The organism is Methyloligella solikamskensis (genome assembly GCF_042676065.1).
Lineage (GTDB): Bacteria > Pseudomonadota > Alphaproteobacteria > Rhizobiales > Methyloligellaceae > Methyloligella > Methyloligella solikamskensis.
In genome coordinates this window covers 1,003,999-1,026,384 of the sequence record NZ_JBHTJO010000001.1, presented here as the reverse complement: position 1 = coordinate 1,026,384, position 22,386 = coordinate 1,003,999, and the positions used below count along the sequence as shown (strand labels likewise).

At 63.7% G+C, this 22,386-nt stretch carries 15 protein-coding genes; 6 read left to right on the top strand and 9 right to left on the bottom strand.

Annotated elements, in window-relative coordinates:
- Positions 1-26: 26 nt before the first annotated feature.
- Both ACFQ2F_RS04890 and hisN read left to right on the top strand, forming a co-directional pair.
- Positions 27-950: an N-formylglutamate amidohydrolase gene (locus ACFQ2F_RS04890; RefSeq protein ID WP_379086547.1), complete on the top strand. Its 924-nt coding sequence runs from the start codon at positions 27-29 to the stop codon at positions 948-950.
- A 333-nt stretch (positions 951-1,283) separates the two neighbouring features.
- Complete coding sequence (gene hisN / locus ACFQ2F_RS04885) at positions 1,284-2,078, top strand: histidinol-phosphatase (RefSeq protein ID WP_379090596.1); 795 nt, start codon at positions 1,284-1,286, stop codon at positions 2,076-2,078.
- 20 nt (positions 2,079-2,098) lie between these two features.
- Here hisN and ACFQ2F_RS04880 read toward each other — a convergent pair whose 3' ends face one another.
- A complete protein-coding gene (locus tag ACFQ2F_RS04880) occupies positions 2,099-3,073 on the bottom strand; it encodes an alpha/beta fold hydrolase (RefSeq protein WP_379086545.1) in 975 nt (324 codons plus the stop codon).
- Between the two features lie 235 nt (positions 3,074-3,308).
- On the opposite strand from ACFQ2F_RS04880, the gene ACFQ2F_RS04875 reads away from it, so the two are divergent.
- From ACFQ2F_RS04875 to ACFQ2F_RS04865, 3 genes are all read left to right on the top strand, one after another.
- On the top strand, positions 3,309-3,770 hold the full coding sequence (locus tag ACFQ2F_RS04875) for an Hsp20 family protein (RefSeq protein WP_379086542.1): 462 nt from the start codon (positions 3,309-3,311) through the stop codon (positions 3,768-3,770).
- A gap of 781 nt (positions 3,771-4,551) precedes the next feature.
- Entirely contained in the window at positions 4,552-9,246 is a 4,695-nt protein-coding gene (gene gltB, locus ACFQ2F_RS04870) for a glutamate synthase large subunit (RefSeq protein ID WP_379086539.1), read from the top strand.
- 126 nt (positions 9,247-9,372) lie between these two features.
- Positions 9,373-10,791, top strand: a complete 1,419-nt coding sequence (locus ACFQ2F_RS04865; protein WP_379086536.1) for a glutamate synthase subunit beta — start codon at positions 9,373-9,375, stop codon at positions 10,789-10,791.
- Positions 10,792-10,920: 129 nt separating this feature from the next.
- On the opposite strand, the gene ACFQ2F_RS04860 is transcribed toward ACFQ2F_RS04865, so the two are convergent.
- The 7 genes from ACFQ2F_RS04860 to galE form a co-directional block, all read right to left on the bottom strand.
- Positions 10,921-11,268: a hypothetical protein gene (locus ACFQ2F_RS04860; RefSeq protein WP_379086533.1), complete on the bottom strand. Its 348-nt coding sequence runs from the start codon at positions 11,266-11,268 to the stop codon at positions 10,921-10,923.
- 148 nt (positions 11,269-11,416) lie between these two features.
- Positions 11,417-12,898 (bottom strand): MBOAT family O-acyltransferase, encoded by a 1,482-nt coding sequence (locus tag ACFQ2F_RS04855; RefSeq protein WP_379086530.1) that lies wholly within the window; start codon positions 12,896-12,898, stop codon positions 11,417-11,419.
- A 10-nt stretch (positions 12,899-12,908) separates the two neighbouring features.
- Entirely contained in the window at positions 12,909-14,408 is a 1,500-nt protein-coding gene (locus tag ACFQ2F_RS04850) for a GDSL-type esterase/lipase family protein (protein ID WP_379086527.1), read from the bottom strand.
- Between the two features lie 39 nt (positions 14,409-14,447).
- Complete coding sequence (locus ACFQ2F_RS04845; protein ID WP_379086524.1) at positions 14,448-15,749, bottom strand: SGNH/GDSL hydrolase family protein; 1,302 nt, start codon at positions 15,747-15,749, stop codon at positions 14,448-14,450.
- A gap of 171 nt (positions 15,750-15,920) precedes the next feature.
- Complete coding sequence (locus ACFQ2F_RS04840; protein ID WP_379086521.1) at positions 15,921-17,102, bottom strand: lytic murein transglycosylase; 1,182 nt, start codon at positions 17,100-17,102, stop codon at positions 15,921-15,923.
- Between the two features lie 132 nt (positions 17,103-17,234).
- Positions 17,235-18,533 carry a lytic murein transglycosylase gene (locus ACFQ2F_RS04835; protein WP_379086518.1) on the bottom strand — a complete coding sequence of 433 codons (1,299 nt, stop codon included), beginning with the start codon at positions 18,531-18,533 and terminating at the stop codon, positions 17,235-17,237.
- 74 nt (positions 18,534-18,607) lie between these two features.
- Positions 18,608-19,600: a UDP-glucose 4-epimerase GalE gene (gene galE / locus ACFQ2F_RS04830; protein WP_379086515.1), complete on the bottom strand. Its 993-nt coding sequence runs from the start codon at positions 19,598-19,600 to the stop codon at positions 18,608-18,610.
- A 114-nt stretch (positions 19,601-19,714) separates the two neighbouring features.
- On the opposite strand from galE, the gene galU reads away from it, so the two are divergent.
- A complete protein-coding gene (gene galU / locus ACFQ2F_RS04825) occupies positions 19,715-20,590 on the top strand; it encodes a UTP--glucose-1-phosphate uridylyltransferase GalU (protein WP_379086512.1) in 876 nt (291 codons plus the stop codon).
- A 154-nt stretch (positions 20,591-20,744) separates the two neighbouring features.
- On the opposite strand, the gene ACFQ2F_RS04820 is transcribed toward galU, so the two are convergent.
- Positions 20,745-22,367: an outer membrane beta-barrel protein gene (locus ACFQ2F_RS04820; RefSeq protein ID WP_379086509.1), complete on the bottom strand. Its 1,623-nt coding sequence runs from the start codon at positions 22,365-22,367 to the stop codon at positions 20,745-20,747.
- Positions 22,368-22,386 lie beyond the last annotated feature (19 nt).

Genomic DNA, 22,386 nt, shown 5'->3' with positions numbered 1-22,386 from the left:
GAACGGCAGACAGTCGAGGAATTAGAATGTGCCCCGAAGAGGCTGAGACGATCAGGTCGGAGCTGTCACCTGCATTCGAGGTGATCCAGCCGGCCAAAATCGAACGCCCCTTCGTGTTCAATTCGCCGCACAGCGGTCGCCGCTATCCGAAAAGCTTCCTGGCTGCCTCCAAGCTCGATCCCCTCACCCTGCGCCGCTCCGAAGACTGCTATGTCGACCAGCTGTTCGACTTCGTCGCCGAGCTCGGCGCACCCATGCTGGTCGCCCATTTCCCGCGCGCCTATCTCGATGTGAACCGGGAGCCGTACGAGCTCGACCCCGTCCTGTTCGGCGATCGGCTTCCTGATTACGCCAATACTCAGTCGGTGCGGGTGGTCGGCGGGCTCGGCACCATCGCTCGGATCGTGTCGGAGTCCGAGGAGATCTATCGGGAGCCTCTGTCCATCGCCGCGGCCCTGGAGCGCATCAATCGTATCTATACGCCTTATCACGAGACCCTGAGCGGGCTGCTGCTCGACGCCAAGACGCGCTTCGGCTCCGCGGTGCTCATCGATTGCCACTCCATGCCGTCAACGCCCATGGCCGACAGCAACGGCATGCGTCCCGATTTTGTGCTCGGCGACCGCTACGGCACCTCATGCCATCCGGCGCTGATCCAGCTCGCCGCCCAGCAGCTTCGCACGCTGGGCTATGTGGTCAGCCTCAACAAGCCCTATGCCGGCGGCTACATCACCGAGCATTACGGCCACCCCACCAAGGGGCGTCATGTGCTGCAGTTGGAGATCAACCGCGCGCTCTATATGGATGAGATGACGTTCCAGAAACGTTCGGGCTTCGATCGGCTGCGCGCCGACCTCAGACGGGTCGTGGAGGCGGTGATGGAATTCGCCGCCGATCGCGAGACGCCGCGCCAAGGATCTCCGGAAGTGCCGAAGGCCGCCGCCGAGTAGCAAGCGACAGAGCCCGCAGAGAAGTCGTGAAGATCCTCCAGAACAGCAGACAGAAAAAAGGGCCGTTCGAAATAGATCCGAACGGCCCAAGTCTAGGGAGGAAACGCCCAAGGAGGGCAGCGACACAACAAGCGTTATGCCGCGTTGCAACAATATGTCATTGCGACGCACAAAGTGCAAGGTGGTAGACGTCGCAGGTGGCTTTTGCAGAACAGTGGTGCAAATTAGCCATAGCGAACGGTCGGATTTGTTGGATTTCGGCCCTTTCAGGAGCCCCGCCGGCCACTAAGACCGTTGATTTCCTGGGGAAAACCACATCAAGGAGACGCCACCATCACCTCGACCAAACCCGATTTCGACGCCCTTTTAAACCAAGCCCATGCCCTTGCGAACCAGGCAAGTTCGGTCATTTTGCCGCGTTTTCGCGCAAAGGTGGATATTGCGCACAAAGGCGGCAACGACTTCGATCCCGTCACTGAAGCCGATAAGGAAGCCGAACGCGTCATGCGCGAACTGCTCAAGGAGCGGTTTCCCGAGCACGGAATTATCGGCGAGGAATTCGGCAACGAGAACGAGGACGCCGAATATTGCTGGGTGCTCGATCCCATCGACGGCACCCGCGCCTTCATCATGGGTCAGCCGCTCTGGGGCGTGCTGATCGGTGTGGCGCGAAAGGGTGTCCCGATCGTCGGCATGATGGAGCAGCCGTTTTCCGGCGAGCGTTTCTGGGCGGCGGACGGCAAGGCCTTCTATCGCCGGGGTGAGACGGAGCAGACCATACAGACCCGCGCCTGCGCCAAGCTCGAAGACGCCCTACTCGGCTCCACCACACCAGACATGTTCGACGCGGCGAACCTCGCCCGCTTCGACTCCCTGGCCGAGGCGTGCCGGCTCCGGCGCTATGGCGGCGACTGCTACAATTACTGCCTGCTGGCCATGGGCGAGATCGATCTCGTGGTCGAGGCGGGTTTGCAGACCTACGACATCCTGCCCCTGATCCCCGTGGTCGAAGCGGCCGGCGGCGTGGTCACCACCTGGGAAGGCGGCGATGCCTCGAAGGGCGGGCGCATCATCGCCTCCGGCGATCGGGCGCTCCACGAGCAGGCCCTGAAGCACCTCAACACGTAAGCTCGCTCACGTAACCCGGCTCACGCGCTCCGCTTGATCTTGGCGCCGGGCACGAAGGCGTCGAACGCCGCCCAGAATTCCTCTCGGATCGGATCGCGCTCCTGCAGGATCTCGTGCTCGGAGCCGCGCAGGACGATCTGCGAGCCGAGACGGCAACGGTCGGCGAAGCTCTCGATCGCGCTGCTCGAGACGATCTGGTCGTGGCCCGCCGCGAGCATCACCACGGGCACCCGCAATCGGCGTGCGAACTCCTGATCGTTGATCTCGCGCAAGGCCACGAGTGCCGCCCGCACCCAGCCGAAGGTCGGCGCCCCCACCGCAAGCTCGGGCGCGACCCGCAAGACCGAGAGATTGCGCGCGAAGCGCTCCGCATCCGTGGTGAGGATGTTGCCCTCGAAGATCTGCGAGTCGCGATAGACCTTCATGCCGCCCGGCACCGCCACCCGCCCGAGACCGAAAGCTGAGATCGCCCCTGTCACCTTCGCCGTGAAGGCGTCCGAGCCCGGCAGGCCCTTGATGCGAATCATCGGCGCCGAAAGAACCATGCGCTCGAACCAGCTGCCCCGCATGGTCGCAGCCTTCAGCGCGATCGTCCCGCCCATCGAATGAGCCAGGGCGTAGTAGGGCGGCGGGCAATCCGGCAGCACCACGTCGTTCATCAGCCGGGAGAGATCCGTCTGATAATCGTCGAAGCTCCGCACGTGGCCTTTGAGGGGGTTGCGCGTCAGGCGCGTCGAGCCGCCCTGCCCCCGCCAGTCGATCGCCACCACGTAGAACCCGCGGCGGCGAAGGTCGCCGACAACCTCGAAATACTTCTCGATATATTCGGAGCGCCCCGGAAAGATGCAGACCGTCCCGTGCCGCTCCTTCAGCCCCGAGGGCCAGTGGGCGTAGCGCACCTGGACGGGTTTCCGGAAGCGGCGCGGGATCTCCAGCGCGCCGACCGTGGCGCCGAGCGGTGCGGGATTCTGAGGGGTTGAGACAAGCTCCATCATGGGGTCCGGACTTGGCACTTCGGCCGCGTGGCGGCCGCTCTGGAAAAATTTCGATTTTCGAGCGATTTCAGCCGATTAGAAATCTTGACCGGGCGAAGACGCCTTACCATATCCATACCGCGCAACGCCTAACCGGGTTGCGCCCCAAACCGTCCGGCTCACCCATCAGAGCGGTCGTGAGAGAATCGCCTGATCGAGCGGACATCAGCATATCGCTTCTTAAGGAGGATGTGACATGAGACAATTCGATTTGACCCCCCTTTATCGCTCGACCATCGGCTTCGACCGGCTCGGCTCCCTGCTCGACCATCTCGGGAGCTTCGAGAACGATGCCCCGAGTTATCCGCCCTACAATATCGAGCGCGTCGCTGAGAGCCAGTACCGCATCTCCATGGCGGTCGCCGGCTTCAGCGAGCAGGACCTCACCATCGAGGTCAAGGAGCATGCGCTCAGCGTACGCGGCGAGAAGCAGGAGGAGACTGAAGACACCACCTTCCTGCATCGTGGCATCGCGGCCCGCAGCTTCGAGCGCCGCTTCCAGCTGGCCGACCATGTCGAGGTGACCGGCGCCAAGCTTGAGAACGGTCTGCTTCATGTGGATCTGAAGCGTGAGCTGCCCGAAGCCATGAAGCCCCGCACCATCGAGATCACCACCAAGAACGAAAGCCCCAAGGTGATCGATAGCCAGGCCGCGTAAGCTTCGCCGGTCAGGCTTTCCAGGAGTCTCAAGATGACTCCAAGAAACAAAAAGGGCGCCTCCGGTTTGGGGGCGCCCTTCCTTGTTGCAGGTGCTATGGGAGAAAACCTGCTCTAGGTACCACCGCAAGACACGCTGGACTTTTGTCTCTGGCAGTGGAAGCAACTTACCGCGAGACACTTTACGCGGGAGTTAATGGACGCAAGTTTTCTCGGCGAGTTTTTCGGTCAGGCGACTGCTGTAAGGATATGATCTGCAAGCGAAAATCGTCCCCGCTCGAAAATTCGCGATACGATTTTCTTTCGCCATTCCGTTTGTTTTCAGCATACGAGCACACGCAGAGACACAACCCCAGGTCTGCTTTACGTGTGTGGAAGTTGCTTCTCTCCGCTCCCGCCCGAAATCGTCTTGTCTGCCGAGGGGAATTCTGTCATTTTGGAGCCGAATAGGACAGGCTTGCTGACCTTTGTGGAACCGCCGGACATTGCGGACGGCCTCCGGCAGCCGCGATCGCAGACTGAACATCATTCAGCGTGCTTCCGCCAGGAGGCCGGGTCGACAAGGGGATCGCCTGAGGATGGGCTGGGTCTGTTGCACTATGCACAGCCTCAGCGTTGACTTATTGGCTGAGCGACACACGTAACCTTAATGCCCCGCCGGCATATTCCGAACCCGCAAAAAGACGCGGACCTGAAGGCGCGGGCCAAACTTCGATGTGGCTATGAAATTCGAGAATTCGCGTATGCGTTCGATCGGCGCGTCAAAATCACTGAGCGCGCTCATGTCTGGAAGCGCCTTGGGCTCTGTCGGCGCCCCCTTAGGCATGCCGAAAGCGCAAGGTCTCTACGACCCGTCGCGTGAGCATGACGCCTGCGGTGTGGGCTTCGTTGCCGACCTCAACGGCAAGCCCACCCATAAGACGATCGAATCCGGTCTCCAGCTCCTGGTGAACCTCACCCATCGCGGTGCGGCAGGCGCCGACCCGCGCTTCGGCGACGGCGCCGGCATGCTGCTGCAGATCCCGCACGAGTTCTTCGTCGAAGTCTGCGATTTCGAGCTGCCCGAGAAAGGCGAATACGCCGTCGGCCAGCTCTTCATGCCGTCCAACAAGGCACAGCGCATCTATTGCGAATCTGTGGTGGAGCGTGCCGTTCTCTCCGAGGGGATGACCCTGCTCGGCTGGCGCGACGTGCCGACCGACAACGAGTGCCTGCCCCCCATCGTGATCGAGACCGAGCCCTTCCACCGTCAGGTCTTCATCGGCAAGGGCGATCTGGAGATCGACGACGACGAGTTCGAGCGGAAGATCTATCTCGTCCGCAAGGTCATCGCCAACACCATCAACGGCGAGACCGGCGGTCGCGACTTCGGCTTCTACACCGTCTCCATGTCCTCGCGGACCGTCGTCTACAAGGGCATGTTCCTGGCCTATCAGCTGGGCGCCTATTACGCCGATCTGCACCACCCGAAGATGGCCTCGGCGCTTGCCCTGGTGCATCAGCGCTTCTCGACCAACACCTTCCCATCCTGGAAGCTGTCCCATCCCTACCGGATGGTCGCCCATAACGGCGAGATCAACACGCTGCGCGGCAACGTGAACTGGATGGCCGCGCGCCAGGCTTCCGTCTCCTCTCCCCTGTTCGGCGAGGACATCCAGAAGCTCTGGCCCATCTCTTATGAGGGCCAGTCCGACACCGCCTGCTTCGACAACGCGTTGGAGTTCCTGGTCCAGGGCGGCTACAGCCTGACCCATGCGGCCATGATGCTGATCCCGGAAGCCTGGGCCGGCAATCCGCTGATGGATCAGAAGACCCGCGCCTTTTACGAATATCACGCCTGCATGATGGAGCCGTGGGACGGCCCGGCTGCGGTCGCTTTCACCGACGGCCGCCAGATCGGCGCTACTCTGGACCGCAACGGCCTGCGTCCCGCCCGCTACCTCGTCACCGATGACGGCATGGTGGTGATGGCGTCCGAGACCGGCGTGCTGCCCGTGCCGGAAGAAAAGATCGTCCAGAAATGGCGTCTCCAGCCGGGCAAGATGCTGCTCATCGATCTTGAGAAGGGCCGCATCATCTCCGACAAGGAGATCAAGGAGGAGATGACCTCCAGCCATCCTTATCAGGAGTGGCTGGACCGCACCCAGATCCATGTCGGAGATCTGCCGGGCCCGAACGGCGAGCACCATCACCCGAAGACCAATGTGAGCCTGCTCGACCGCCAGCAGGCGTTCGGCTTCACCCAGGAAGCCATCAAGTTCCTCGTGGCCCCCATGGTTCAGGCCGGCCAAGAGGCGCTGGGCTCCATGGGAACCGACACGCCGCTCTCCGCCCTGTCGGACCGGCCCAAGCTGCTGCACACCTATTTCAAGCAGAACTTCGCCCAGGTGACGAACCCGCCGATCGACCCGATCCGCGAGGAGCTCGTGATGTCGCTCGTGAGCTTCATCGGGCCGCGGCCGAACCTTCTCGACCTGGAAGGCACTTCAAAGCAGAAGCGCCTCGAGGTCGCCCAGCCGATTCTCACCAACGAGAATTTGGAGCGTATCCGCTCCATCGGCGAGGTGGAGGACAATCAGTTCCGCACCACGACCCTCGACATCACCTATCCGGCCGAAAAGGGCGCGGACGGGATGGAAGAGGCGATCGACGCCTTGTGCAACAAGGCCGAGAACGCAGTGCGGGAAGGCAAGAACATTATCATTGTTTCCGACCGTGCCGCGAGCGCGAGCCGGATCCCGATCCCCTCACTGCTGGCCACCAGCGCTGTCCACCATCACCTGATCCGCAAGGGCCTGCGCACCTCCGTGGGCCTCGTGGTGGAGACCGGCGAAGCCTATGAGGTGAACCAGTTCTGCACCCTGGCTGGCTACGGCGCCGAGGCGATCAACCCGTACCTCGCCTTCGACACGATCATCGACATCCTCGACGATCTGGAGGAGGAGCTGACGGCCAAGGAAGCCATCAAGCGCTACGTGAAGGGCATCAACAAGGGCATCCTCAAGGTGATGTCCAAGATGGGCATCTCGACCTATCAGTCCTATTGCGGCGCCCAGATCTTCGATGCCGTCGGCCTGCGCTCCGATTTCGTGAAGAAGTACTTCACCGGCACTCACACCCAGGTTGAAGGCGTCGGCCTGAAGGAGATCGCCCGCGAGACGGTCGAACGCCATCGCCTGGCCTTCTCCGATGCGCCCGTCCTTAAGAACGCCCTCGACGTCGGCGGCGAATACGCCTTCCGCATCCGCGGCGAGCAGCATATGTGGCGTCCGGAGGTCGTGGCCGACCTGCAGCACGCCGTGCGCGGCAACCTGCCGGAGAAATACCGCAGCTTCGCCGAGCAGGTGAACAAGCAGAACGAACATCTGCTGACCCTGCGCGGCCTGTTCCGCGTCCGCTCTGCCGAAGAGCTGGGCCGCAAGCCGGTTCCCCTGGAAGAGGTCGAGCCGGCGGAGGAGATCGTCAAACGCTTCGCCACCGGCGCCATGTCCTACGGCTCCATCAGCCGCGAGGCGCACACCACGCTCGCCATCGCCATGAACCGCATCGGCGGCAAATCCAACACCGGCGAAGGCGGCGAGGAGACAGACCGCTTCACGCCCATGGAGAACGGCGATTCCATGCGCTCGGCCATCAAGCAGGTGGCATCGGGCCGCTTCGGCGTGACCACGGAATATCTGGTCAATTCCGACATGATCCAGATCAAGGTGGCCCAAGGCGCAAAGCCCGGCGAAGGCGGCCAGCTTCCCGGCCATAAGGTCGATGCGACCATCGCAAAGGTGCGTCACTCGACGCCGGGCGTCGGCCTCATCTCGCCGCCGCCGCACCACGACATCTATTCGATCGAGGATCTGAAGCAGCTCATCTACGATCTGAAGAACACCAACCCGAAAGCCGATATCTCGGTGAAACTGGTGTCGGAGATCGGAGTGGGCACGGTCGCCGCCGGCGTCGCCAAGGCCAAGGCCGACCACGTCACCATCGCGGGCTTCGAGGGCGGCACGGGTGCCTCGCCCCTCACCTCCATCAAGCATGCGGGCAGCCCCTGGGAGATCGGCCTCGCCGAGACCCAGCAGACGCTGGTGCTGAACCATCTGCGCGGCCGCATCTGCGTTCAGGTGGATGGCGGACTGCGCACCGGCCGCGACGTGCTGGTGGGCGCCCTGCTCGGCGCCGACGAGTTCGGCTTCGCCACCGCGCCCCTGATCGCCGTGGGCTGCATCATGATGCGCAAGTGTCATCTGAACACCTGCCCGGTCGGCATCGCCACCCAGGATCCGGTGCTGCGCAAGCTCTTCTCCGGCACGCCGGAGCACGTCATCAACTACTTCTTCTTCATCGCCGAAGAGGTGCGCGAATACATGGCGTCCCTCGGCTTCACGAAGCTTCAGGACCTCATCGGCCGCTCCGAGATCCTCGACAAGAGCGAGGCCATCGACCATTGGAAGGCCCGCGGCCTCGACTTCAGCCGCATCTTCCACAAGCCGAAAGTCGGCCCCGAGGTCCCGCTCTCCAACACCGAGCGTCAGGACCACGAGCTGGAAGAGGTGCTGGACCGCAAGCTCATCGAGCTGTCCAAGGACGCCCTGGAAGACCGTAAGCCGGTCAAGCTCGACCTGCCGATCAAGAACATCGACCGCACCGCCGGCGCGATGCTCTCCGGCGAGGTCGCCGTACGATACGGCCATAAGGGCCTGCCCGAGGACACGATCTGGATCACTCTGCGCGGCTCTGCCGGCCAGAGCTTCGGGGCGTGGCTCGCCCACGGCATCACCCTCGACCTGATCGGCGAAGGCAACGACTATGTCGGCAAGGGCCTATCCGGCGGACGCATCATCGTCCGGCCGCCGGAAGAAGCGAGGATCGTGCCCGAAGAGTCCATCATCGTCGGCAACACGGTGCTTTACGGCGCCATCACCGGCGAGTGCTACTTCCACGGCGTCGCCGGCGAACGCTTCGGCGTCCGCAATTCCGGCGCTCTAGCCGTTGTCGAAGGCACCGGTGATCACGGCTGCGAATACATGACCGGCGGCGTTGTCGTCGTGCTTGGCGGCACGGGCCGCAACTTCGCGGCCGGCATGTCCGGCGGCGTGGCCTATGTCCTCGACGAGGCGGGCGATTTCGAGCAGCGCTGCAACATGGCCATGGTCGATCTCGAGCCGATCCCGGCGGAAGAGGACTACAACGCCGAAGATCAGCACCAGATCCACGACATGGAAAGCCACGGACTCGTCGACCTCACGGATATGACCCGGGACGACGAGAAGCGGCTGCGCCAGCTCATCCAGAACCATCTCCACTACACGGGCTCCAAGCGCGCCCGTCACATCCTGGAGAACTGGGGCGAGTATCTGCCGAAATTCATCAAGGTGATGCCGGTCGAATATCGCCGTGCCCTGGAAGAGATGGCCGAGGCGCAAGCCGCCGAGGACACCGGCATGGCCGAGCTCGAAGTCGGCATGCCCGACGCCAAATAGCGCAGCTTAAGACGCCACCGCCCCCACATTTCATCGTAAGTTGAAAGGGGGAGGACCGGCGCGCGCCACGACGGAATAGGTTAGAGAACGGCGGTGCCTTCAGCCGCCGCAACGGTTGGGAAGAAAATGGGAAAAGTCACAGGCTTCCTCGAGATCGAGCGTGAAGACCGGCGCATGGAGCCGGCCGCCGATCGCGTGCGCCATTATCATGAGTTCGTGAAGCCCATGCCCGAGGGCGAGGTCGCCGAGCAGGCGGCACGCTGCATGGATTGCGGCATCCCCTACTGCCATCAGGGCTGCCCGGTAAACAACCAGATCCCCGACTGGAACGATCTCGTTTATCACTCGGACTGGCAGGAGGCCTCGCGCGACCTGCACTCCACCAACAACTTCCCGGAAGTGACGGGCCGCGTCTGCCCGGCGCCCTGCGAGGCCGCCTGCACTCTCAACATCCACGACGATCCCGTGGCCATCAAATCCATCGAATGCGCCATCGCCGACAAGTCGTTCGAGGAGGGCTGGATCTCGCCCCAGCCGCCGGATCACAAGACCGGCAAGACCGTCGCCGTGGTGGGCTCAGGTCCATCCGGCATGGCCTGCGCCCAGCAGCTCGCCCGCGCCGGCCATGATGTCCATGTCTACGAGAAGAACGCCCAGCCCGGCGGACTTCTGCGCTACGGCATCCCGGACTTCAAGATGGAGAAATACATCATCGAGCGCCGCCACCAGCAGATGGAGGCGGAAGGCGTGACGTTCCATCTCAACACCCATATCGGCAAGGACGTCGAGGCGAAGAAGCTGATCAGCGATTACGACGCTGTCGTGCTCGCCGGCGGCTCGGAGTCGCCCCGCGACCTCCCCATCGAGGGCCGCGAGCTCGACGGCGTCCATTTCGCCATGGATTTCCTGACCCAGCAGAACCGCCGAGTGTCCGGCGAAGATCTGGGCGATGTCGAGCCGATCCTGGCCGACGGCAAGCATGTGGTGGTGATCGGCGGTGGCGATACCGGCTCCGACTGCATCGGCACCTCCTTCCGCCAGGGCGCGGTCTCCGTGACCCAGCTGGAGATCATGCCCATGCCGCCGAAGCAGGAAGACACCATGATGACGTGGCCCCACTGGCCGCTGAAGTTCCGCACCTCCTCCAGCCAGGCGGAAGGCGCGGAGCGCGACTTCAGCGTGTCCACGAAGCGCTTCATCGGCGAGGACGGCAAGGTTACCGCTCTGGAATGCCAGCGCCTCGACGAGGACATGAAGCCCATCGAAGGCAGCGAGTTCGAGCTGAAGGCGGATCTGGTTCTGCTCGCCATGGGCTTCGTGCACCCGGTCAAGAAGGGAATGCTGGAAGCGCTCGGCCTGGAGCTAGACGGCCGCGGCAACGTAAAGGCCGACACCCGCGACTACCAGACCTCGACGGACAAGATCTTCGCAGCCGGCGACATGCGCCGCGGCCAGTCCCTAGTCGTCTGGGCTATTCGCGAAGGCCGCCAGGCGGCGCACGCGGTCGACAAGTTCCTCATGGGACACACCGACCTGCCGCGGTAGGCGGCGCCTCACACTCTGCTGTTACCCCTGCGAAAGCAGGGGTCCAGTAACCACCGCCTCTTGCTGGTCGTAGCGCAGGGATTACTGGATCACCGGGTCAAGCCCGGTGATGACACGCTGAGAAAGTCGCTAACGCCGCTCCTCCGGCAACGCGCCCGTATACAGGTCGTCCCGCTCCGGCATCTCCGCCGTCATGGGATCGCCCTCGAAGCCGAAGACCCCCGCCACATCGGACCAGCGCGCATATTGCGCATCCAGCATGAGATCGCGGACGGACGCCACCAAGCGCTTCGCACCGATCCGCTCCATTGCACCGTCCCAGCGCTCGGCCACCGGCAGCAACGGCCGGCCCACCCGGCTCTCGGCCAGGTCACGGGCAGTCGACACCATTCCTTCCGAATTGAAGACCGCCAGAACGAGTGCGGCGATCACCAGAGCCATAAGTGTCGTCCGGCGTGCAGGGCTCTTGTCGGCCACCTCGCCGATCCTATGGCCCACGGGCGGGATGGGCCGCGGCACAGGAGATGTGGCCTGAGACCGGTTCCGGACTTCAGCCGCCAGGGCGGGCTCCAAAAAGTATTTCCGTCGGAAGAAAAGCGCGAAAGAGGACACCGAACAAACCCCGTCAGAACTGGAAATATATAAACGGCGCGACGCCTTCCGGCGCAATCGCCCAAATCAGCAAGATCCCGAAACCCAGCACAGCGCCGAGGGTGATGGCGCTGCGATCCTGCAGCCACGAGATCGCCCCCGGCATCATGTTCTCAGGCAAAAAATGAGAGGCGAGCGACACGGCCACCAGCGCCACCAGGAAGGGCGTCGCCATCTCCACCGGGCCCGACCAGTCGGCCAAACCTTCCAGATAGAGCAGCGCGTAATCGAGGGACTCCGACCGGAAGAAGATCCAGGCGAGGCACACCACGTTGAAGGTGATGAGCACACCGAGCGCCCTGGCGAACGCATCGCGCCCAGCCCCGCCGCCCCAGCCGGCCTTCACCGTCCCGCCGAAGCTGTCCCCCGCCACGAGGGTGGAGGCTCCCGGTGCGGGCACGATGGCCAGCACCATCCGCTCCACCACCAGCGCCACCCCATGGATCGCGCCCCAGATCAGGAAGGTCCAGTTCGCCCCGTGCCACAGCCCGCCCAGCAGCATGGTGATCATGACGTTGCGGTAGGTCTTCACGGTGCCGTGGCGGCTGCCGCCGAGCGGCTTGTAGAGATAGTCCCGCAGCCAGCTCGACAGCGAAATGTGCCAGCGCCGCCAGAACTCTCGCAAGGACGCCGACCGGTAAGGCTGGAGGAAGTTCGCCTTGAAGTGATAGCCGAGCAGCGCCGCCACCCCGATGGCGATGTCGCTATAGCCGGAGAAGTCGCAATAGATCTGGATCGCGTAGCCATAGACCGCGAGCAGCAGATCCGGCCCGCTATAAGCGTCGGGCGCGAAGAACACGTCATCCACCAACAGCGTCGCCAGATAGTTGGCGATCACCATCTTCTTGAACAGGCCGAGCAGGATCAGAAGGATGCCCTTGGCCACCATCTGCCGATCGAGCTGGGGCTCGGATTTGAGCTGGGGCAGGAAATCCGCCGCCCGCACGATGGGCCCGGCCACGAGCTGCGGGAAGAAGGAGATATAGAGGAAGACGTTGAGCGGGTTCTCCTCCGCCGGGATCTCCTTCCGGTAGACGTCCACCACATAGGAGATGCCCTGGAACGTGAAGAAGGAGATGCCGATGGGCAGGATGATCTCCAGAAACGGCAGATCTCGCACCATGCCGCCTTGCGCCAGAAGCTCGGCGAGCTGCTCCAGGAAGAAGCCGTAATATTTGAAGAAGCCGAGGATGCCGAGATTGATCGCCACCGCGATTGCGACCAGAACCCTCTTGTCGCGGTCGCTGGACGCGACGGTGACCAGCCGCCCCGCCGCATAATTGATCAGCGAGCTCGCCGCCAGGAGGCCTGCGAAGCGCCAGTCCCAATAGCCGTAGAAAAAGTAGCTTGCTGCGACCAAGAAGGTCTTCCGCCCCTCGGGACGGTCCTTCAGCTCCCAGGCGATGGCGAACACAGCCAGGAAGAAGATGCCGAAATCTAACGTGGGAAACAGCATGGCGGCGCGTCTATAGCCTTGGCTCTGGGGGCGGCGCGGCGCCGTCCGTCTCGCCCACGCTCCCGGTCCGGGGCGGAGGGGTATTGCGATAGATCCGATAGCCGTCCATCAGATCGTCGACGATGGCCTCTGCAATTTTCTCCGATCCGAGATCCGACAGATGGACGTGATCGGGAAGCGCCAGCGGCGGGTCGGCTTGCGCCCAGCGATGGATGCTGCATGGCCCGCCCATGACCTCCTCCAGGTCCAGATAAAGCGCGCCCTCTTTCTCCGCCGTCTCTTTAAGAACCTCGCGCACCTCGCCGAGCTTCGGCGGCGGAAACCAGCGGGCGAGCGCGTCGGACTTGCCGTCGAGGAACTCGTCGTAGCGGGTGATCTCGCCCGAGCTCAGCGGCGCACAGCGGAGTGAGATCGCATCGCCGAACTTGGCGTAGGCCGGCAGCCTCGCCCCGTCCGTTGGCCCTAGAATCAGGAGGGTTGCGTTGGGGACACTCTGCTTGATCTTCGCGATCAGCCCTTCGTAGGCGGCGCGATAGGCCTCAATATCGAGCCCATCCTGAAATCCCTCATTGGTGCCGTAGCCCAGCACCACGAGCTGGGGCGACAGCGCCTCCAGATCCTGGGCCACCAACCGGTCGTCCCAGCGCCGGGTGGTCAGGACCGATGCGCCGGGGATGCCGAGATTGACGTAGCGGAGGCCGGCCTCGTCCTGGCGTGTCGCGATGCCAAGAACCGTGATCTTGCCCTCCCCCGTCGGCGAAATGGAGAGGCTCTGCCCTGCGCCCACCTCCGCCCGAAGCACGGAGCGCTCCGCCGCTTGGGTGTCCACCGTCTGACGCTGACCGCCTTGCGCGATCACGGCCTTCCCCTGCCCGGGCCCGGCGAGAAAGCTCACCACCGCGGAATCGAAGGGCTCGTCCGCGGTCATGGTGAGCTGCGCATCGGGCGAAGCCGCGCTCACGCTCACCCCGGTGATCCCGTAGACGCCGTCCTGATTGAGGGAATTGGACGCAAGCCACACGCCTGTCTTTTCGAAGCTCACGCCGTCGGCCCGGTAATACTCGAAAGGAAAGCCTGGCATCATCAGCCCGCGCCCGGCATCGCCGAACTGCGCCTGCAGCTTCTTCCGAATATCCTTGGTGATCCGGTCGGCCGCGATATGGCTGTCGCCCAGATGAAGCACGGTGACCGTCTTCGGCCCCTTGCCCGTCTCCATCCCGAGAAGCGCGTCGTAGAAAGATCCGTCGCCGGAAATCGGCGGCAGAAGCCTGTGCTCCTTGGCGTCACGGGCCACCTGAAGCCCGGTGACGTCGACCTTCTCGCCCCCATCGCCATTATCGAAGAAGCCGCCTTCTTCCTCCGTCGTAGCGATCTCGGGCCCGGGCCCGAAGATCTGCTGCACGGCCAGAAAGGTCACGGCGGTCAGCAGCACGAGTCCCAGCGCCACCGCGGCGAAGCGGCGGATACGGCCCGCTTTCGGGCCGGTCTCATGCTGGGTCTGGCCGGCCATAGAGCGGTGCCCTCCCGAGGCATCGGAGCCTGATGGTCGCTACTGCATGGGCCAGCGGAAATCGTCGGCCCGGCCCTCCTTCGGCTTCAGCTGCTCGCCTTTGACGAGCACGCGATAGTAAGGCCGCTCGGCCAGCGGCAGCCGCGGCTTGGAAGACACCACGGAGAGATCGCTCACCGCCGAGATGGAGCTCAGCGCCGTCAGCCCATTGTCGAGCTGGGCGGCCACGGTCTGGCCCGCCGGTCCTCCACCGCTCTGGCTCGAGTAGGACTGAGACTCCAGCAGCGTATCGGAGATCGCCGGGCGCAGCAGCGCCACGCCACCGACCATGCTCTCCTCCATGCGGGGAGCCTCCCCATCGTCCAGAGCCTGATCGCCGCTCAGCGGGTCATCCATGCCGTCGGCCGGCCGGATCGCCTCGCCGGAGATGGCGTGGCCGCCGTAATTCTCACCCGACTCGCCGTTGCTGCCCTTCGAGATCTTGCGGCCCATGACCCGCGCCTGCTCCTGCTCACTGCCGGCGAGCGGGATATTCCGCTCCGCCTTGGCGAGCTTCAGATCGCGGCGGATTTCCTTCTCCACGAAATGCGCGAGCTTCAGATAGCCGCGCATGGTGAAATGCACCCCGTCATTGGCGCGCAGGCGCCGCTGCTGGCCGGTCATGTCCGGACCGTAAGCGCTGTAGCGGCCGGATTCGTCCGTAAAGCCCGCCCAGGTCTCGATGAACTTCGTGCCGTAGATGAACGCCTTCTCGCGGAAGATGTCGTTCATCACCTCCGCGTCCTGGTTCTTCTGGGCGGTCCGCATCACCGGCAGGCCGACCCAATAGGTGGCGATGTTCTTTTCCCGGAGCGTTCGCAGAAACTGCTCCACCCGCTCCGAATAGACCTTCCGCCAGCCTTCCGAGCCCGGGCGATACCACTCGCCGTCCTTGCGAATGGCCTGGCCGTCATTGGCTCCGAACATCACCACGGCGATCTGATATTTCCGCTCGCCTTCGAGCAGCTCGGGCAGCGCCTCGTTCCAGTTGTAGCGGTCTTCGCGGACGAGCCCGGTGGACACCTTCGATTTCCGGATGACCTCCAGATTGGATTCGTCCTGGAAGCTGCGATAAAGCCCGGACCACAGCCCGTCGGCGAGGGAATCCCCCACCACCAGGATCCGGTAGCGGTCGCCCTTTGGGAAGGGATCGACATAACTGCGCTGGAAGCCGGTGCTCTGGGCCGCAGCAGGCGATGGCGCGGCGAGCCCGAAAATCAGCGAAATGGCGAGAAATAACGCCGCCCCCGGGACCGGGCGCAGCGTGAAGACCGTGCGAAAATAAGACGCGAGACGAAACATGGTCGACCGGACCCCCGTTTGGGCCCCCCTAATCGTTCCGAATTGGAACATGGCTAGCTGTGAAACAGCACATCGCCAAGCCACAATTCACATTGCATGCCGTACCCCGCCAGATGAGTTTTGGAGCAGATCGGGCCCGGTATGCAAGAGCCTCTCGCGCAGCCCCGAACCTCAGGTCTCGGCCCGCAACATCTTCAGGAGGGTCAGCGAGGGGAAGCCGTCGACATTCAGCCCCTTCTGGCGCTGATAGGCCTTCACGGCGCCCAGGGTCGCCGGCCCGATAACCCCGTCCACCTCGCCGTCGAGATAGCCTGCATGGAGCAGTCGCGTCTGCAGCTCCTTGCGCTGCTCGAGCGAGAGATGGTTCTCATCCGTCGGCCAGCTCTTGGCGAAGGTCCCGTAGCCCATCAGACGATCGGCGAGATGCCCCACGGACAGCGCATAGGACGACGCGTTGTTGTAGCGGAGGATGACCCGGAAATTGTGCAGGGTCAGGAAGATCGGTCCGTTCTTTCCTTCCGGCGCGTAGAGGGCCGCCTTGTCGCCCGGCCGCGGGAACGGAGCCCCGCTTACCCGGCGCACGCCCATCTTCTCCCAGGTGGCAAGGGACTTGAGGTTCTTCGCGCTGTAATTGTTCGGATTCATGTTGCTGGGGACGGTGACCTCGTATCCCCAGGTGTGGCCGGGCCGCCAGCCGGAGACCTTCAGATAGGCCGCCGTGGAGCCCAGCGCATCGGGCAGGCTCTGCCAGATATTGCGCCGCCCGTCCCCGTCGAAATCGACCGCATAGGCCTGATAGGTTGTCGGAATGAACTGGGTATGCCCCATGGCGCCGGCCCAGGAGCCGGCCATGTATTGCCGCGAGACATCGCCCCGCTGGAGAACCTTCAGGGCCTCGATCAGCTGCTGCCGGGCGAATTTCGCCTTCACCCCACGATAGGCGAGGGTCGCCAGCGCTTGGATCACGTAGTGCTCGCCGAGGTTATCGCCGTAGCTGGTCTCCACGCCCCAGATCGCCACCACGATATGGCGGTCCACGCCGTATTTGTTCTCGATGGCATCGAGCAGCCGCTGGTGCTGGAGCAGCATCTCCCCGCCCGTCTGGAGCCGCTTGTCGGACACCACACGGTCCACGTACTCGCCCACGGGACGCTTGTATTCCGGCTGATAGGTGGCGGATTCGATGACTTCCGGATCGGGCGAAACCCCTTGGAAGGCGCGCACATAGGTATCGCGGCTGATGCCTGCCGCCCTGGCCGTCGGCCAGAAGCCCTCGACCCAGGCCTCAAAGCTCTGGGCCGGCGCCTGAACAGTGGTGGCAAGGAGACTTGCGGCAAAGATTGAAGCCAGCATCGCCGCAAGCAGGAGCCCGCGAACGAAACCGTTTACTTCCAGGGATCTAGCGGTCGCCCGATGAGTGATTCGCATGAAACTGATTGTACCAAGCGGACCCGGCAAAACCTAGGCAAGCCGACGGGTGAGACATCACCCCTGCCCGACCACCTCATCGACGATTTTGCGCGTGGGATAACAGGTGAGCGGTGCGCCCACCTTCTTCTCGTAGAGCCCGATCGCCTGGCGAGTCTTGAAGCCGACCAGCCCGTCCACATTGCCGACGTCGTAGCCGTAGCGCTTCACCAGGACCTTCTGGAAATCCAGGATCTTGTCGCGCGTAAAGCGATCCACCGGCTTCCAGGCGCCCACGAAGCTTGGCGGCACGCCGTATTCGATCATGTCGGCGAGCTTGCCCACGAAGAGCGCGTAGACGTCGGAGTTATTGTATTTCTTCAGGACCGAGAAGTTCTCGGTGACGAGGAAGGCCGGGCCTTTCATGCCCGCCGGCAGCACCAGGAAGCCCTGGTTTTCCAGCTTCTCGTCCGGAAAGCTCTGCCCCTTCACCCGGGTGATGCCCATATCGACCCAGTCTCCGAAGGAGCGGGTCTTATCCGGACCCTGCAAGGTGCAGTCGAAATTGGCCGGCAGGTCGATCTCGTAGCCCCATTCCTGATCGCCGATCCAGCCCTGGCTGTGCAGCGAGTTGCCGGCGGACGCCAGCGCATCCGGAACCGAATCCCAGATATCCCGCTTGCCGTCCTGATCGATATCGACCGCGTATTCCAGGAAATCGCTCGGTAAGAACTGCGGATGCCCCATGGCCCCGGCCCAGGACGAGCGCATCTCGTCCCGCGAGATATGGCCGTCCTGCAGCACCTTCAGAGCCTTGATGAATTCGTGGCGGAAGACCTCCGGCCGCCGCCCGAGAAACGCCTGAGTGGCGATGGACCGGAGCGCATCATGGGGAATGCTCACCGTGCCGAAATTCGTCTCACGCCCCCAGATCGCGACGATGATGGCGCCCGACACCTGATAGCGCTTCTCGATCTCCGACAGCACGGTCTTGTATTGGTGGTACTGGGTCTTTCCTTGCGCGGCGAGCGCATTGAGATTGCTCGCGCTGAAGTAGCGGGAAGGGGAATCGAACTCCGGCTGCCGGGCCGGCGCCTTCGGCTTCATGCTTTGGGGCAGGCGCGGCCCCCCGAGATAGGCCGGGTCGGGCATCGCGAGGTGCGGCAAGGACCAATCCAGCGTCAGCCCCTTCACCTCGCGCTCGAAGGTCTCACGGCTCACCCCTTCGGCTTCCGCCTCGGGCCAGCGCGCCTGAATCCAGGCTTCGAACTGCTGCTCGACGGCGCGCTTATAGGCGGCCGTATCGTCGGCGCGAGCCGGCGCCACGCCGAGCGCCAGCACCACAGCACCCGCGCAAGCCAGAAGAGCGAATCGCAAGGAAACTCCCATGGCGGGCAGTGTGCCGCCCTGATTCACGCATGGAAAGACGAAACCGCGCGTTTCGAACGCCGTCAGGAGGCGTCGCGGTGCGCGTTGAGATGCTTTTCCCAGCCCAAGGCATCGGCCACGATCTGGTCGAGATCGTCACGCTGAGGCACCCAGCCGAGCAGCTTGCCGATCCGCTCCACACCGGCCACCAGCGCCGCCGGATCCCCGGGGCGCCGCGGCACGGTCTCGACTGGGAAATCGACACCCGAGACCCGCTTCACCGCCTCGATCACCTGGAATACGGAATAGCCGTTGCCGTAGCCGCAGTTGATGACCTCGGAACGGCCGCCATCGCGCAGGTAGCGCAGGGCCGCGAGATGCGCCGCCACCAGGTCGGAGACATGGATGTAGTCCCGGATACAGGTGCCGTCCGGCGTCGGATAATCCGTGCCGAACACGTCGAGCTTCGGCCGTTCGCCCAGCGCCGCCTGGACCGCGACCTTGATGAGATGGGTCGCCCGAGGCGTGGACTGTCCGCTCCGCCCCTCCGGGTCCGCGCCGGCGACGTTGAAGTAGCGCAGCGCAACGTAGTTGAGCGGAAAGGCGAGCGCCGTATCCCGCAGCATCATCTCCGTCATCAGCTTGGAGCTACCGTAAGGCGAGATGGGATTGAGCGCGGCTTCCTCGGAAACCGGGTTCTCCTCCGGCATGCCGTACACCGCGGCTGTCGAGGAGAAGATGAAATGCTTCACGCCTGCATCCACGGCGCATTCGATCAGCGCCCGGGACTTGCAGGTGTTGTTGAGATAATAGCCCAGGGGATCGGCGATCGAATCCGGCACCACGATGGAGCCGGCGAAATGGATGATTGCTTCGACCTTCTCCGTCTCGATGAGCTCGCGCACCAGGGCCTGATCGCCGATATCGCCGATCACAAGCTTGGCCGGCTCGGCCACCGCCCAGGGGAAGCCGGTGGAGAGGTTGTCGAGCACCACGACATCCTCGCCCGCATCGTTCAGGGCCAGCACCATATGGCTGCCGATATAGCCGGCGCCGCCGGTCACGAGCACGCTCATCCGAAAATCTCCGATTGAAGAATTCGCCTCTTGATATCCGATATGGGTTGAAGGACGGTACCCACGCGCGATCTCTCACCCCTGCTTCCCATCCTTAACACTAATGAGGACTGAATGAGCGCCCCGGTTCGCAAGGCTGTGTTTCCCGTTGCCGGTCTCGGCACCCGCTTTCTGCCCGCCACCAAGGCCATGCCCAAGGAGATGCTGACGGTGGTTGACCGGCCCCTGATCCAGCACGTGGTCGACGAGGCGACGGCCGCCGGCATCGAGCATCTGATCTTCGTCACCGGGCGCGGCAAGGGGATCATCGAGGATCACTTCGACCGGAATTTCGAGCTCGACCGGACCTTGGCGGAGCGCGGCAAGAACGAGGCCCTCGCTCAGCTTAACGACGAGCTGCCGCTGGCCGGCCAGACCAGCTTCACCCGCCAGCAGGACCCGCTCGGCCTCGGCCACGCCGTCTGGTGCGCCCGGGAGCTGGTGGGCAACGAGCCGTTCGCGCTGATCCTGCCCGACGTGCTGGTGAAGTCGAAAGGCAAGGGCTGCCTTTCCCAGATGATGGATGTCTACGACCAGCACGGCGGCAATGTCCTCGCCGTGGAAGAAGTGCCCATGGACGCCGTCTCCAGCTACGGCATCCTGAGCGTCGGCGAAGGCGACGGCACCATCTTCCCCGTGGACGGAATGGTGGAGAAGCCGGCCCGCGAGGATGCACCGTCGAACCTGAGCATTCTCGGCCGCTACATCCTGCAGCCGGAGATCTTCGACATTCTGTCCAACCAGGAGACCGGCACCGGCGGCGAGATCCAGATCACCGACGCCATGCTGAAGCTGCTTCAGGAGCAGAGCTTCCACGCCATCAAGTGCGAAGGCACGGCCTACGATTGCGGCTCGAAGATCGGCTACTTGGCCGCCAATGTCGCTTACGGCCTGGATCGCGAGGATCTGTCGGAAGCCTTCGAGGCCGAAATCCGCCGCCTGCTGCCTTAGCGCCAAACTCCGCGTCATGGCGCGGTTCACCTCTCCCCTGCGGGGAGAGGTCGAGCGCTCTAGCGCTCGGGTGAGGGGGCGTAAGAATCGAGAGGTCAGCCCCTCACCCCCACGGGGGAGAGGGAGCACGCTGCGGCCTGCCGCGCAGGCCCACTCACTTCCGCAGGCGCAGGCCGACGGTCACCTCGTTGGATTTGTAATCCCCCAGCGCATCCGTGCTCGAATAATCTGTGTGCGCATAGGTGGCGATCAGCGCCAGATTGCGGTTGAAGAGATATTCCGCCGTCAGCCCTTCCCGCCAAGACTCGTCGGTCAGGTCCGTGCCGATATAGTCCGCCGTATTGTAGGTGATGAAGCCGCCCAGGATGACGTTCCTGCGCAGCTCGTGGCTGAGCGTCGCCCCGTAAAACCGGCTGAACGCGCCGGCCGCATCGATCGCCGTCGTCTCGTCGAGATTGGTGCTCGCCTGTAGGCTGAGCGACGTCAGCGCCGTGATCTGCCAAAGCACGTCGGCATTGAACAGGAAGCCGTCGACCAGGGTAAAGTCCTCGTCGATGGGATCTTGCACGCCATACCCCATGGCGATCTCGCCGGTGATGCTGCCGAACAGGCCGAAGGCGAGGCCTGCCTGCACGCGATAGCCTTCAGAGCCGAGTTCGTTGCCGCCGGGCGAGAATTGCGCCTTGTAATCCCGCTTCACCAGTTCCGTATCGACGAAGACCGTCATGTCCGGATTGAACTCGTAGGAGCCGCGAAGCCCGAGATCCTTCTCCACGTAGTCACGATCCAGGGTGTTCGTCGGGTCGTCCGGGTTCTCGCCGATCAGGATGATGTTCGAGTAGTCGTAGTCAGTGACGGTGCCTTCCAGCGCCAGCCCCACCCGGTTGATACGGTGATTGGCGCCGGCCGTGATGTGCTTTTCGTCCAGATCGGAGCTGAACACACCGGCATCGGGCAGCGTCTCCTGGCTGCGCCCTTCGGCGACCTGGCTCTTCTCAAGCTCCAAGGTGAGATTCGTTTTCCGCGTCACATCGAGCCGGCCGTCGATCAGCGCCTGATAGTTGCGCGTGTTCTGGCTTTCAAATTCCCGGTACCAGCTCCAATCCCCGTTCAAATTCACCGACAGGGCATGGCGGGTCCAGTCGGAATCGAGTCGGAAATCCGGCTGCAGCTCCGGCGCCCAGTCCGATTGGGGATCGGTCGGCGTGGCGAGCACGTTGTCCGTGGCGGTGATGTCGGCCAGCACCTCCGAATAGAGGATGAAGCTGCCGATCCGCGTGCCCAACGGCGCGTAGGGATCCGCTGCCGGATCGACCGTGCCAGGGGCGACCGGAACACCGGGCGGCAAAGGTGCTCCGGTGAAGCGTCCCGCCGCATCCCGCGCCGCCTCTCGGACAAGCCGGTCGGCTTCCGAGACTGTCGGTCTCTGGCCGATCCGCCCCGGTGTCGGCCCGTCGCCCAGCCCGCCGAGCGCTTCTGTGTCCTCCGTGTAGCCCCTATCGCCAAGCCCGGTATCAAGGCTCGCGGACGGATCGCCGGGGCCCACCAGCCCCATATCGCCGGAGATGTCGTCGGTCGAATCGCTGTCGTAATCGTTCTGGGAGGTATCGTCTTCGTTGTCGGCGGCGTAACGGTCGGGGACGCTCGTGCCGCTATAGGCCTCCTCCGCAGCCTCCGCCTCTTCCTCCTGCACCTCAGGCGTGATCGCCCCGCGCAGCACGGGTTCCTCATCGCTCTGGGCGAAGCAGGGCGCAGCGAAGCTCAATGTGAGAAGCAATGCGGTCGCGAGAGCGCCC

Bases quoted from the DNA above. Each gene is read 5' to 3' on its own strand.
- ACFQ2F_RS04890 (WP_379086547.1), top strand. From the start codon at position 27: ATGTGCCCCGAAGAGGCTGAGACGATCAGGTCGGAGCTGTCACCTGCA.
- ACFQ2F_RS04850 (WP_379086527.1), bottom strand. From the start codon at position 14,408: ATGGCCGGCCAGACCCAGCATGAGACCGGCCCGAAAGCGGGCCGTATC.
- ACFQ2F_RS04880 (WP_379086545.1), bottom strand. From the start codon at position 3,073: ATGATGGAGCTTGTCTCAACCCCTCAGAATCCCGCACCGCTCGGCGCC.
- ACFQ2F_RS04865 (WP_379086536.1), top strand. From the start codon at position 9,373: ATGGGAAAAGTCACAGGCTTCCTCGAGATCGAGCGTGAAGACCGGCGC.
- ACFQ2F_RS04840 (WP_379086521.1), bottom strand. From the start codon at position 17,102: ATGCTGGCTTCAATCTTTGCCGCAAGTCTCCTTGCCACCACTGTTCAG.
- ACFQ2F_RS04855 (WP_379086530.1), bottom strand. From the start codon at position 12,898: ATGCTGTTTCCCACGTTAGATTTCGGCATCTTCTTCCTGGCTGTGTTC.
- ACFQ2F_RS04845 (WP_379086524.1), bottom strand. From the start codon at position 15,749: ATGTTTCGTCTCGCGTCTTATTTTCGCACGGTCTTCACGCTGCGCCCG.
- gltB (WP_379086539.1), top strand. From the start codon at position 4,552: ATGTCTGGAAGCGCCTTGGGCTCTGTCGGCGCCCCCTTAGGCATGCCG.
- galU (WP_379086512.1), top strand. From the start codon at position 19,715: ATGAGCGCCCCGGTTCGCAAGGCTGTGTTTCCCGTTGCCGGTCTCGGC.
- ACFQ2F_RS04875 (WP_379086542.1), top strand. From the start codon at position 3,309: ATGAGACAATTCGATTTGACCCCCCTTTATCGCTCGACCATCGGCTTC.
- galE (WP_379086515.1), bottom strand. From the start codon at position 19,600: ATGAGCGTGCTCGTGACCGGCGGCGCCGGCTATATCGGCAGCCATATG.